Here is an 11,839-nt window from a genome sequence, read left to right on the forward strand (position 1 = left end):
CAGGGCACCCCCTACCGTCCGGGCCGGATGTCCACCTACCACGGTATGCCCGAAATGCTCCGCCGGTCGAGCGTCGGCCTCCTCCGCCGCGCACCGGCACACGCCCCGGCACGGCCGCGCGCCGACGCACGCCCCGGAACGCAGGAAGACCGCACCCTCGGCGGGTACGGCCTTTCCTGACTGCGGTGGAGATCTCGGCCGACGGAGCGCGAACGCCCGGCGCCGTCAGATGCGCTTGCGGATCAGCGCGACCAGCTCCGCCGTGTTGTGGCGGCGCGCCCAGGCGATACCGGCGAAGACGAAGAACAGGATCACGGGCGTGATCGCGTACTGACCGTCGAACACGGTCACCTGGGTGATGAACGCGCCGATCATCAGGCCCATGAACGCCATGGCGGACACCCCGGACAGGATGGGGATGACCAGGGCGATCGCGCCGGCCAGTTCCAGGCCGCCCGTGACGTACATGAACCAGTCGCCGAACCCGATCTTGTCGAAGGACTCCGCGGCGGAGGAGTGCCCGACGAGCTTGGGGCCCGCGCTCGGGATGGCCATGAAGAGGGCGAGGACGATCTGGAGCGTGAGCGTGGCGATGTTCGCGCGACGGCTCAGTCGCGTTCCGTTCCCGGTGGTGGCGGCGGTGTTCGTGGTGGTGGCGGCGGTCGTCGCGGACATGATGGTCTCCTCCGGTACAGGCTCTGCGGTGCTTTCGGGAGGTAGACCGGGCAGGCCCCGCGAACTCATCGCTCGCGGGCCCCTCTTTCCAGATCTGTTCGGACTTCTTCAACTCACCGCCGGAACACGCCCCTTGCTCACAGCTCGAACCAGCCGTGCCCGCCGTACCAGTGGCGGCCCGCCCGCAGATGATCGCCGATCGCGCGCTCCAGCGTGGTGCGCCGGGGCAGACCGGCGGCCGGCAGGTCGGGATCGCCGAACACGAAACCGACCGGTCCGCTGTCGTCGGCCTCCTTCTCCTCGTACGCCGTCCGGAAGCGGCCCTGGAAGCGCCGGATGTGCGAGTCCTGCGGCAGACAGCCGGCGAGCTGCGGATCGAGCAGCCATGAGTGGCAGTCGGCGACCCGGTACGTCTCCTCGGGGAAGTGCCGCGGGAAGAAGTCCCTGGCGAGAGCGAGCGAGCGGTCGCAGGCCGCGGGCGTGAGCGGCCCGAGGAAGTCGGGGATGTGCAGGCCGAGAACCGGGTCGCCGGGTCCGAGGGGCAGTCCGGCCGCACGCACCGCCTCACCGGTACGCCGGCCGAGCCGGCTGCGTTCGAACTGCAGCCGCCCCAACTGGTAGAGCTCACCGCGGAAGTGCAGCCCGAGCCAGCCCGGTATCGGCAGCCCCCCGATGCCGTGCCTCCTGCGGTGGATGGCCATCTGGCGGCCGAGGTCGGCGAGGGTGTGCCGGGAGACGGCCTCCGGGACGGAGCGAGCGCGGTGGTAGGCCCGGGTGTACGGCAGGGTCGCGACGAACACATAGACGGGGAAGCAGCGGCCGAGCGGGCCGGAATCCTCGGGCCGTGGCAGTTCCCCGCCACCGTCGACCCTCCCCATGCCGTCGACCATGTCCCGGACACCCGCCTCCAGCATCCGCCGCAGACCGGGGTCGCTCGTCATACGGCCGCGCAGGGCGAGGAGTTCGTTGATGTCCTCGTGCGGGACGGCCAGGTCCAGCAGTTCGCCCGCCAGCTCCTCCGCCGCCGGCAGTTCCACCAGGACGCCTGTCACCGGCGACTCCTCCCCCTCGGGTCGGTCGTGCGCACGGGCCCGGGCGACCCCGGATCCGTACGTCTCGGGACCTCCGTACGTCTCGGAATGTCTGTACGTCTCGCGACGTCCGCGTCTCTCCCGCAGGTGCCTCTCAGAAGGTCCGTATGTCCCAGGATGCGGGCAGCCGGACGGCCCTCGCCGGCGCATCCGGCAGATCGCCGTGGGTGCATGCTGGAAGGGGAGAGGGGATGGCCATGCGTACCGGGAGTGAACCGAGGACTGCGCGCAGTCCCCTGCGGATGCGGTTCTGGCTGAGTGTGTGGGGCCTGCTCTGGACGGCCGGCGGGACGGTCGCCTTCGCTCTCGCCTCCCGCCCCGGCTGGGCGGCGGCGTGCGGAGCGCTGCTGGTGATCGTGCTGGTGGATCTGGTCCTGGTCGTCCGCCACATCCGTCAGGGTCCGCACTACCAGCCGGGCCGGGACGTCCCCCCGTACGAACCGGACCGCGGCTGACCGCCGCGGAGTCGACGGGCTGACGGTCACGCGTCCGCGTCGAAGCGGGCCGCCCTCAGATACTCCGGCTTCGGGTCCAGCGCCGCGGCCAGGCGGAAGTGGCGCATGGCCTGCTCGGGCCGGCCGGCCCGCTCGAAGGTGCGGGCCAGGGCGAAGTGGGCGAAGGCGTTGTCCGGCTCGCGCTCCAGGACCAGCTCGAACTCGAGCTCGGCAGGGCGCAGTTGGGCGGAGGCGAAGAAGGCTCGGGCACGCAGCAGGCGGGCCGATGTGTTCTCGGGGTGGGCTGCGATCACCGAGTCCAGCAGCTTCAGGGCTCCGCGCGGATCCCTGGCGGCGAGCAACTGCTCAGCCGCCCGGTAGTCGATGACGTGCGTCTCCGGGTTGCTTTCGGGCACGGTGGCATCCTTCCCCTCGCTGCACGGTTCCAACACGGGACCCGGCAGCGGTATTCCGATCGGATGCCCGGGAGGCGGCGCGCTGCGGGCTGCGACGGCCGTGATGGCCGCAACCGTCAGAGACCGGAGACCGCGAGCACCAGCCCGATCACCACGAGCAACAGGCCCGCGATCACGAAGCCTCTGTCGACACCCGTCCGCCGATGTCCGTCGACCACCACGTCGCGCGGATCACGGGCGTCGTAGGAGACTCCGACGGAGGTCCCCACGGTCAGTTCGGCCACGGGCGAGACGATCTCCATCACCCGGCCGTCCTGGGTCTCGAACTCCAGGAGGGGCCGTTCCGCACCCTGGGGCGGCTGCTTCACGAGCGCCATGACGAGGCGGCCGTCGGCGGTGATCCGGCGGGTCTGCCGCAGGCCGTGTCCCCCGGCGAGGGCGGCAACCAGCCCGCCCAGCACGGTGACCGTGGCGAAAACGATGTGCACCGCCTCGATGCTACTGGGGGCGCCGCACATCCGGTGCGGCCTTGACGCATGCCTGACGGGTGCGGGCGCGCGGGCCCGTCAGGGCCGCCCTGGCGGAGCGCAGCGGGTGAAGGACTCCCCGGCTGCCGGCGCCTAGGGAGCCTCCGCCGCGGCCCGGCGGGTCAGTTCCGTCCAGACGTCTCGGACCTGCGGTTCCAGATCCTCCAGCGGCCCGTCGTTGTCGACGACCAGATCCGCGATGGCGCGCCGCTGCTCACGGGTCGCCTGAGCCGACATCCGCGCCCGCGCCTCGGACTCGGCCATCCCGCGCAGCCTGACCAGCCGGTCCAGCTGCGTCTCGGGTGCCGCGTCCACGACGATCACCAGGTCGTAGAGCGGGGCGAGTTCGTTCTCGGTGAGCAGCGGTACGTCGTGGATGACCACCGCGTCGGCTCCAGCCGCCTTCTCGAGCTCCTGGGAGCGCGCTCCGACCAGGGGGTGCACGATCGCGTTGAGCGTCGCCAGCCGCTCGGGGTCGGCGAAGACGATGGACCCGAGCGCGGGCCGGTCCAGTGTTCCGTCGGCGGTCAGGATCCCGGGGCCGAACGCCTCCACGACGGCTGCCAGCCCGGGCGTGCCGGGTTCGACGACCTCGCGGGCGATCTTGTCGGCGTCGATGAGGACCGCGCCGTACGAGGCGAGGAGACGGGAGACTTCGCTCTTGCCGGCGCCGATTCCGCCGGTCAGGCCCACCTTCAGCATGAGCCGCAGCTTAGACCCCGCCTCCTGCGCACCACGTCGGCCCCTCTGCCCTCGGGCTGCGCCTCGTCCGCGCCGCCCGGGCGCCCGTGCGCCTCCCCACGACTCCCCACGCCTCTCTAGGCGTCGCCCTCCCGCTCGGCGAGGAAGCGCTCGAATTCGAGGCCGATCTCGTCCGCGGACGGCAGATCCACCGCCTCCGCGACCAGGCTGCCCCGCGTCTCCGCGCCCGCCATCGCGTCGAACTGGTGCTCAAGCCCCTGGACCAGGGTGACCAGTTCCTCGTCGCCCTCGCCGATCTGGCGCTCGATCTCGTTCTGCGTGCGGTGGGCCTCGGTGCGCAGCGTGTGCGCGATGCCGGGCAGCACCAGACCGGTGGCGGCCGTGATCGCTTCCAGCGCGGTGAGCGCGGCATCCGGATAGGACGAGCGCGCCACGTAGTGCGGGACGTGTGCGGCGACGCCGAGGACGTCGTGGCCTGCTTCCATCAGTCGGTACTCGACCAGCGCCTCCGCGCTGCCCGGGACCTGCGCCTCGTCGAAGGGGCTGCGATGGCCCGGCATGAGGTCCGTGCGGTTGCCGTGCGGGGTCAGCCCCACGGGACGGGTGTGCGGGACGCCCATCGGGATGCCGTGGAAGTTGACCGCGAGACGCACGCCGAGGCGCTCGACGATCTGCTCGACGGCCGCGGCGAAGCGTTCCCATTCGACGTCGGGCTCGGGGCCCGACAGCAGGAGGAAGGGTGCGCCGGTGGCGTCCTGGACGAGGCGCACCTCGATGCTGGGCGTCTCGTAGCCGGACCAGCGGTCGCGCTTGAACGTCAGCAGCGGGCGCCGGGCCCGGTAGTCCACCAGCCTGTCGTGGTCGAACCGCGCCACCACCTGGTGGGGCAGCGTTTCGAGCAGCGTCTCGACGATCTGGTCGCCGGTCTCACCCGCGTCGATGTATCCGTCGAAGTGGTACAGCATGACCAGGCCTGCGGACTCCTGCGCGAGCGCCATGTCGACGACCGCGAGGCCCTTCGGCTCCCATTCGTACAAACCCTGCGGATCAACCACGATTACCGCTCCTCCTCGTGTTCTCCTTCAAGAACACGGTGTGACTCTCGGGCATTCCCCGGGCACGGAACGAACACCGCCGGAGCGGGCACCAGTTCGGGCCATCTCATGATCGCTCCAGGTCCGGACCTTGACATGCCCCCGCCCCCTCCCGACCGTCACCGAGCGCAATCAGGTCCTCGTCCAGAACAACACCGGCAAGAACACGACCAACAACGGCTTCGAGACCCACACCCAGCAGACCGGCCGGGGCTGCGGCACCGTCTTTCGCGGCAACCGGTCCGATCTGCGCGGGGCCACCGGCGACAAGCAGCTCGCCGTCAACGTCACCAAGGACACCGCCGACTGCCGGACCACGGTGTACGCGGACAACACCGTCACCGGGGGAAAGGGGCTGACGAACATCCCCGTCACCCCCTGAGACGGCCGCCTCCCGCCCCCTGGTACGGCCGGCTCCCGACCCCCTGAGACAGCCGGCCCCCCACACAACGAGCAAGGCCCGCCCCCCGAAGGGAGCGGGCCTTGCTGTCAGCTGTCAGTCAGCCGGCAGAGCGTCAGCTCTGGCCGCCGGCCAGCTTCTCGCGGAGGGCGGCGAGCGCCTCGTCCGACGCCAGGGCGCCGGAGTTGTCGTCCGACTCCGAGGAGTACGAACCGCCACTGCCACCGGCGGGCGCAGCGGCCGGAGCGGCGGTGCCACCCTCGGCAGCGGCGGCCTCGTCGGCCTCGCGGGACTTGATGACCTGGGCCTGGTGCTGCTCGAAGCGCTGCTGCGCCTCGGCGTACTGGCCCTCCCACGCCTCGCGCTGGGTCTCGAAGCCCTCGAGCCAGTCGTTGGTCTCGGGGTCGAAGCCCTCGGGGTAGATGTAGTTGCCCTGGTCGTCGTAGGACGCGGCCATGCCGTACAGGGTCGGGTCGAACTCGACCGAGGCCGGGTCGGCACCGAAGGACTCGTTGGCCTGCTTCAGCGAGAGGCTGATGCGGCGGCGCTCGAGGTCGATGTCGATGACCTTGACGAAGATCTCGTCGTTGACCTGGACGACCTGCTCCGGGATCTCCACGTGGCGCTCGGCCAGCTCGGAGATGTGGACCAGACCCTCGATGCCCTCGTCGACGCGCACGAACGCACCGAAGGGAACGAGCTTGGTGACCTTACCGGGAACAACCTGCCCGATCTGGTGCGTACGGGCGAACTGCTGCCACGGGTCTTCCTGCGTCGCCTTGAGCGACAGGGAGACGCGCTCGCGGTCCATGTCGACGTCGAGAACCTCGACGGTGACTTCCTGGCCGACCTCGACAACCTCGGAGGGGTGGTCGATGTGCTTCCAGGAGAGCTCGGAGACGTGAACCAGACCGTCGACGCCACCCAGGTCCACGAAGGCACCGAAGTTGACGATCGAGGAGACGACGCCGGAACGGACCTGACCCTTCTGGAGGGTCGTGAGGAAGGTCTGGCGAACCTCGGACTGAGTCTGCTCCAGCCAGGCACGGCGGGACAGGACCACGTTGTTGCGGTTCTTGTCCAGCTCGATGATCTTGGCCTCGAGCTCCTTGCCCACGTAGGGCTGGAGGTCGCGAACACGGCGCATCTCGACCAGGGAGGCCGGGAGGAAGCCGCGGAGGCCGATGTCGAGGATGAGACCACCCTTGACGACCTCGATGACGGTACCGGTGACGATGCCGTCCTCTTCCTTGATCTTCTCGATGGTGCCCCACGCCCGCTCGTACTGGGCGCGCTTCTTCGAGAGGATCAGGCGGCCTTCCTTGTCCTCCTTCTGGAGAACAAGGGCCTCGATCTCGTCGCCGACCTTGACGACCTCGTTGGGGTCGACGTCGTGCTTGATCGAGAGCTCGCGGCTCGGGATGACACCTTCGGTCTTGTAACCGATGTCGAGCAGGACCTCGTCCCGGTCGACCTTCACGATGACGCCGTCGACGATGTCGCCGTCGTTGAAGTACTTGATCGTTTCGTCGATCGCGGCGAGGAAGGCTTCCTCGTTACCGATGTCGTTGACCGCTACCTGCGGGGTGGTTGCGGTGGTCTCGGTGCTGCTCGTCATGTGGGAAAAGGCTCCGGTGCGGACATTGAAGTCGTAGGTACTGCTACGCCGAGAACCCGTATCGCAGCTGCAGAAGCCGGACAGCCTTGGAAGCGCCGACCCGGGTGGCTGTTCCGGAGAACACGCCTCGGGGGCGCCTCGTGAACCGAGGGGACATACATACAGATGCGAGCGCGACCTGCTCCGTCTGAGGCGCGCAGGCCCGCAGCGCAACTTGTAGCATACGGGGGCAGCCGGAGGCGGTCAATGCGCGAAGGCGCACACCCGGGGCGGATCGCCCCAATCCCGGCACAACTAATGTTTGCAGAGGCCACAACGGCCGCCCTGTGGCGCGCTGAACGCAAACTACAACGACGGTGGAAATGATCCAAGACCTGAGCGACCTCCAGGATCCAGAACCGGAAGCCACCCGGCGTGACGCCGGGAACACGGAGAGCAGCCGGGCCAGTCGCGGGTGGTGGGACCGCCACGCCGACGAGTACCAGAGCGAGCACGGCGCCTTCCTCGGTGACGACCATTTCGTCTGGGGACCGGAAGGGCTCGACGAGGCGGAGGCCGGACTGCTCGGCACCGTCTCCTCGCTGGAGGGCCTGGACATTCTCGAGATCGGCGCGGGCGCGGCGCAGTGCTCGCGCTGGCTGAAGGCGCAGGGCGCGCGCCCCGTGGCGCTCGACCTCTCGCACCGCCAGCTCCAGCACGCGCTGCGGATCGGCGGCGGCATTCCCCTGGTGGAGGCGGACGCGACGGCGCTGCCCTTCGCCGACGGCTCCTTCGACCTGGCCTGTTCCGCCTACGGGGCGGTGCCGTTCGTGGCCGATCCGGTGCAGGTGTTCACCGAGGTCCACCGGGTGCTGCGGCCCGGCGGGCGCTGGGTCTTCTCCGTCACGCACCCCGTGCGCTGGGCGTTCCCGGACGAGCCGGGCCCCGAGGGCCTGAGCGTGGCTGCGTCGTACTTCGACCGCACCCCGTACGTCGAGCAGGACGACATGGGCCGCGCGGTCTACGTCGAGCACCACCGGACGCTCGGCGACCGGGTGCGGGACGTGGTCGCGGGCGGCTTCCGGCTGGTGGACCTGGTCGAGCCGGAGTGGCCGGCCTGGAACAGCCAGGAGTGGGGCGGCTGGTCCCCGCTGCGCGGGAACCTGATCCCGGGGACGGCCATCTTCGTCTGCGAGCGGGCGTGAGCGAGGACGACGGGCTCGGTATACGGACGGGGGAGGCGGAGCGGCTGCCGGTGCGTTCGGCGCTGCCGGCGCTGGAGCAGGCGCTCGACACGCACGGCTGCGCGGTGCTCTGCGCTCCTCCCGGGACGGGCAAGACAACGCTCGTACCGCTCGTGCTCGCCGGGCGTGGCGCGCGGGTCGTGGTCGCCGAGCCGCGCCGGATCGCGGCCCGGGCGGCGGCGCGGCGCATGGCCTGGCTGCTCGGCGAGCGGGTGGGGCGGAGAGTCGGCTTCACCGTCCGCGGTGAACGAGTGGTCTCGGCCGAGACGGTCGTCGAGGTGGTCACCACCGGTGTGCTGCTCCAGCGGCTCCAGCGTGACCAGGAGCTGGCCGGAATCGATGCGGTGATCCTCGACGAGTGCCACGAGCGGCATCTCGACGCGGACACGGTGGCCGCGTTCCTCCTGGACGTACGGGCCGCGCTGCGGCCGGAACTGAAACTGGTGGCGGCGTCGGCGACCACCGATGCCGAGGGCTGGGCGCGACTGCTCGGCGACGCCCCGGTGGTCGAGGCGCAGGGCACCACGCATCCGGTTCAGGTGGTGTGGGCCCCGCCCGCGCGGCCGGTGCGGCCGCCGCACGGCATGCGGGTGGATCCCGCGCTGCTGACGCATGTGGCCTCGGTGATCCGGCGGGCGCTGGCCGAACAGAGCGGGGATGTCCTGTGCTTTCTGCCCGGAGTCGGGGAGATCGGCAGGGTCGCCGGACAGCTGGGCGGTGCGGACGCGGAGGTGCTCCAGGTCCACGGGCGCGCTCCGGCGGCGGTGCAGGACGCGGTGCTGGCGGGCTCGGCGGGTGTCCGGCGGGTGGTGCTGGCGACCTCGGTGGCCGAATCGAGCCTGACGGTGCCGGGTGTGCGAACCGTCGTGGACGCGGGGCTGGCGCGCGAGCCCCGCATGGACCACGCCCGAGGACTGAGCGCGCTCACCACGGTCCGCGTCTCACAGGCGGCGGCCCGCCAGCGGGCGGGCCGCGCCGGCCGGGAGGCCCCGGGCACGGTGTACCGCTGCTGGTCCGAGGCGGAGGACGGCCGGCTGGTCCGCTTCCCCTCCCCCGAGATCAAGGTCGCCGATCTGACGGCCTTCGCGTTGCAGACCGCATGCTGGGGCGACCCGTCCGCCACCGGGCTCGCCCTGCTGGACCAGCCGCCGGCCGGTGCGATGTCGTCGGCGCGCTCGGTGCTGTCCGCGATCGGTGCGGTGGACGAGGAGGGCCGTGCGACGCAGCGCGGCACCACGCTCTCCCGCATCGGTGTCCACCCCCGGCTGGCGCGGGCTCTCCTGGACGGCGCGCCGGAGGTGGGCGCGCGCCGCGCGGCGGAGGTGGTGGCGTTGCTGAGCGAGGAGCCGCCACGGGAGTACGGGGACGATCTGGCGGCGGCCTGGCGCACGGCGCGGCGCGGCGGCGACGCGTATGCGGGCCGGTGGACCTCGGAGGCCCGCCGACTGCAGTCGTCACTGGCGGGAGCAGGCGGCCATGACCCGGGGGAGGGGAGCCAGGGCGGGGCCGGTCAGGGCGAGGACGCCGTCGCGGGGCTCGTGACGGCGCTCGCGTTTCCCGAGCGCATCGCCCGGGCCCGCGGCGAGGGCGCCTTTCTGATGGCTTCCGGAACCGGGGCGGAGCTCGCGGAGGGATCCCGCCTGCGGACGTCCGGCTGGCTGGCGGTCGCGGTGGCCGACCGCCCGTCCGCCGCCGCCTCGGCCCGCGTACGTCTCGCCGCCGTCGTCGACGAGGACACCGCCCGCAGAGCCGCGGCCCATCTCCTCGCCGCCGGCGAGGAGGTCCACTGGGAGAACGGGGACGTCGTCGCCCGGGACGTCCGGCGGCTCGGGGCGATCGAGCTGTCCGCCCGCGCCCTCAGGAACCCGGACCCCGCTCTCGTCCGTGCCGCCCTGCTCGACGGGCTGCACCGTGAGGGGCTCGGCCTGCTGCACTGGACGCGGGACGCGGAAGGGCTGCGCGAACGCCTCGCCTTTTTGCACCGGGAGCTCGGCGAGCCCTGGCCGGACGTGTCGGACACGGCGCTGCTGGACCGCGCCTGCGAGTGGCTGGAACCCGAGCTGTCACGGGCCCGTCGGCGATCCGATGTCGGGCGTGTCCCGGCGGGGCAGGCGTTGCAGCGGCTGCTGCCCTGGGCGGGCGGTGAGGCCTCCCGGCTCGACGAGCTCGCGCCGGAGCGTATCGAGGTGCCGAGCGGCTCGCGGATCCGTGTCGCGTACGGGGGTGCGCAGCCCGTCCTCGCGGTGAAGCTCCAGGAACTGTTCGGGCTGCGCGAGACACCGCGCGTGGCGGGCGTACCCGTCCTGGTCCATCTGCTCTCCCCCGCGGGCCGCCCCGCGGCCGTCACCGCCGACCTGGCGTCGTTCTGGAAGGACGGATACGCGGCCGTACGGGCCGAACTGCGCGGCCGCTACCCCAAGCACCCCTGGCCGCAGGACCCTTCGGCCGCGGAGCCGACCCGGCACACGAAGGCGCGTCAGGACCGGCAGAGCCGGGGCTGACGGGTCTCAGGCCCCGACGGGCTCCGGCTCGCGGTCCGCCGAGGGCTCTCGTGGCCGGCGGCTGCGGGCCTCGAGCACCAAGGCGAGGGCGAGGAGTCCGCCGCCCAGGACGAGGAAGCCCCACGGCAGATACGAGGTCATGAGGAGCACCAGCCGCCGCTGGGACGTGACGAGGGCGACCGTGTGGTCGAGGTAGTCGGGGCGCATCTTCACATGACCGGAGAAGGCGGTCACCTTGTCCCGGCCGCCCAGCAAGGTGCCGCCGCGCAGCTCCTCCTGGTGGATCTCCTCGCCGTTGACGGGCGCGCCGGTGACCGGGTCGACCCAGAACATGCGTTTGGTGGTGTACCAGCGGGAGGTTCCGGTCTGCTTCTCCAGGGTGCTCGCGTCGACGCCGGGGATGGGCATCTTCTTCGGGTAGGGCACCTTCGTCCACGGGATCGTCTGCTCGAAGTAGTAGACGTCCAAGCCCCGGAAGGTCCTGGTCCCCCGGTAGTGGATGGGCGCGGACCTCCTCGTCTGCGCGTCGAAGTACTCGTAGTCCCGCTTCTCGGTGAGGAAGGGCCACTTGAACTCGATGCCCTCGCGCCGCACCGCCTGACCGTCGACCGCCTCGCCGGTGGCGTGGACGGGTGCCTGGCTGTGGGCGTCGAAGATGTACCGCTCGGGAATCGCGGAGACCATCGCCCCGTCGGGGCCCTGGACGTAGGAGAGCGAGTCCCAGACGACGACATCGCGTCCGGCGCTGCGCTCGATCCGCTCCGACTCCTCCACATTGCCCTTGAGCGTCTGCACGATGGTGACCTTCTCGACCTCCTTCGCCTGGAGGGTGCCGTAGTCGAGGAGGGTCGCGGGCTTCGCCTCCAGCACCATCTCCTGGTACTGGCCCGGCGGAACCTTGGCGAGCCGCGGAAAGGCGTACCAGCGCAGCAGCGGTGAGAGCGCGGCGAAGAAGACGGCGAAGGCGAGGAGTACGAGACTGGCGCGGCGGCGCATGGGCCGGCCCTCCCTACTTCTTGGGGCCGGGGACGGTGGTCAGCAGCGGCTTCGGGGAGGTCTCGCCCGGGGGTGACCCCATCGCCGTGACCGTGAGGACGAGGGCGAGGGCGGCGGCCAGCCCGATGGCGGCGGCGACGAGTGCGCGCATGCTCGGCCTCC

12 protein-coding genes and 1 pseudogene are annotated in these 11,839 nt (G+C 71.3%); 4 read left to right on the plus strand and 9 right to left on the minus strand.

Going from position 1 to position 11,839, the window contains the following annotated elements; translation table 11 throughout:
- Positions 1–225 precede the first annotated feature (225 nt).
- Positions 226–675, minus strand: a complete 450-nt coding sequence (locus OHA05_RS08500) for a DoxX family protein (RefSeq protein WP_328860207.1) — start codon at positions 673–675, stop codon at positions 226–228.
- 137 nt (positions 676–812) lie between these two features.
- On the minus strand, positions 813–1,727 hold the full coding sequence (locus OHA05_RS08505) for an acyltransferase domain-containing protein (RefSeq protein ID WP_328860208.1): 915 nt from the start codon (positions 1,725–1,727) through the stop codon (positions 813–815).
- A gap of 236 nt (positions 1,728–1,963) precedes the next feature.
- Here OHA05_RS08505 and OHA05_RS08510 point away from each other — a divergent pair, with 236 nt between their 5' ends.
- Entirely contained in the window at positions 1,964–2,221 is a 258-nt protein-coding gene (locus OHA05_RS08510; protein ID WP_313946979.1) for a DUF6343 family protein, read from the plus strand.
- 26 nt (positions 2,222–2,247) lie between these two features.
- Here OHA05_RS08510 and OHA05_RS08515 read toward each other — a convergent pair whose 3' ends face one another.
- From OHA05_RS08515 to OHA05_RS08530, 4 genes are all read right to left on the minus strand, one after another.
- Positions 2,248–2,616, minus strand: coding sequence for a tetratricopeptide repeat protein (locus OHA05_RS08515; RefSeq protein ID WP_313946978.1), 369 nt, complete (start codon positions 2,614–2,616; stop codon positions 2,248–2,250).
- 116 nt (positions 2,617–2,732) lie between these two features.
- Positions 2,733–3,104 carry a DUF3592 domain-containing protein gene (locus tag OHA05_RS08520; RefSeq protein WP_328860209.1) on the minus strand — a complete coding sequence of 124 codons (372 nt, stop codon included), beginning with the start codon at positions 3,102–3,104 and terminating at the stop codon, positions 2,733–2,735.
- Between the two features lie 132 nt (positions 3,105–3,236).
- Entirely contained in the window at positions 3,237–3,845 is a 609-nt protein-coding gene (coaE, locus tag OHA05_RS08525) for a dephospho-CoA kinase (RefSeq protein ID WP_313946976.1), read from the minus strand.
- 116 nt (positions 3,846–3,961) lie between these two features.
- Complete coding sequence (locus OHA05_RS08530) at positions 3,962–4,900, minus strand: PAC2 family protein (RefSeq protein WP_313946975.1); 939 nt, start codon at positions 4,898–4,900, stop codon at positions 3,962–3,964.
- A 169-nt stretch (positions 4,901–5,069) separates the two neighbouring features.
- Here OHA05_RS08530 and OHA05_RS08535 point away from each other — a divergent pair.
- Positions 5,070–5,321: pseudogene (locus OHA05_RS08535) on the plus strand (right-handed parallel beta-helix repeat-containing protein); the annotation flags it as partial.
- A gap of 133 nt (positions 5,322–5,454) precedes the next feature.
- Here the strand turns inward: OHA05_RS08535 and rpsA are convergent.
- Positions 5,455–6,957: a 30S ribosomal protein S1 gene (gene rpsA / locus OHA05_RS08540; RefSeq protein WP_313946974.1), complete on the minus strand. Its 1,503-nt coding sequence runs from the start codon at positions 6,955–6,957 to the stop codon at positions 5,455–5,457.
- Positions 6,958–7,319: 362 nt separating this feature from the next.
- Here rpsA and OHA05_RS08545 point away from each other — a divergent pair, with 362 nt between their 5' ends.
- Both OHA05_RS08545 and hrpB read left to right on the plus strand, forming a co-directional pair.
- Positions 7,320–8,141, plus strand: coding sequence for a class I SAM-dependent methyltransferase (locus OHA05_RS08545; RefSeq protein ID WP_328860210.1), 822 nt, complete (start codon positions 7,320–7,322; stop codon positions 8,139–8,141).
- Entirely contained in the window at positions 8,138–10,681 is a 2,544-nt protein-coding gene (gene hrpB, locus OHA05_RS08550) for an ATP-dependent helicase HrpB (RefSeq protein WP_328860211.1), read from the plus strand. Before OHA05_RS08545 ends, hrpB begins: the two co-directional genes overlap by 4 nt.
- 6 nt (positions 10,682–10,687) lie before the next feature.
- Here the strand turns inward: hrpB and OHA05_RS08555 are convergent, their stop codons facing one another.
- Complete coding sequence (locus tag OHA05_RS08555; protein ID WP_328860212.1) at positions 10,688–11,677, minus strand: DUF3068 domain-containing protein; 990 nt, start codon at positions 11,675–11,677, stop codon at positions 10,688–10,690.
- A 13-nt stretch (positions 11,678–11,690) separates the two neighbouring features.
- Positions 11,691–11,828: an SPW_0924 family protein gene (locus OHA05_RS08560; RefSeq protein ID WP_313946971.1), complete on the minus strand. Its 138-nt coding sequence runs from the start codon at positions 11,826–11,828 to the stop codon at positions 11,691–11,693.
- Positions 11,829–11,839: the final 11 nt, after the last annotated feature.

The sequence above is a fragment of the Streptomyces sp. NBC_00306 genome (assembly GCF_036169555.1).
GTDB classification, from domain to species: Bacteria; Actinomycetota; Actinomycetes; order Streptomycetales; family Streptomycetaceae; genus Streptomyces; species Streptomyces achmelvichensis.

Excerpts from the sequence above, each read along its gene's own strand:
- OHA05_RS08500 (WP_328860207.1), bottom strand. The coding sequence starts at position 675 with ATGTCCGCGACGACCGCCGCCACCACCACGAACACCGCCGCCACCACC.
- OHA05_RS08510 (WP_313946979.1), top strand. The coding sequence starts at position 1,964 with ATGCGTACCGGGAGTGAACCGAGGACTGCGCGCAGTCCCCTGCGGATG.
- coaE (WP_313946976.1), bottom strand. The coding sequence starts at position 3,845 with ATGCTGAAGGTGGGCCTGACCGGCGGAATCGGCGCCGGCAAGAGCGAA.
- rpsA (WP_313946974.1), bottom strand. The coding sequence starts at position 6,957 with ATGACGAGCAGCACCGAGACCACCGCAACCACCCCGCAGGTAGCGGTC.
- OHA05_RS08545 (WP_328860210.1), top strand. The coding sequence starts at position 7,320 with ATGATCCAAGACCTGAGCGACCTCCAGGATCCAGAACCGGAAGCCACC.
- OHA05_RS08555 (WP_328860212.1), bottom strand. The coding sequence starts at position 11,677 with ATGCGCCGCCGCGCCAGTCTCGTACTCCTCGCCTTCGCCGTCTTCTTC.
- OHA05_RS08560 (WP_313946971.1), bottom strand. The coding sequence starts at position 11,828 with ATGCGCGCACTCGTCGCCGCCGCCATCGGGCTGGCCGCCGCCCTCGCC.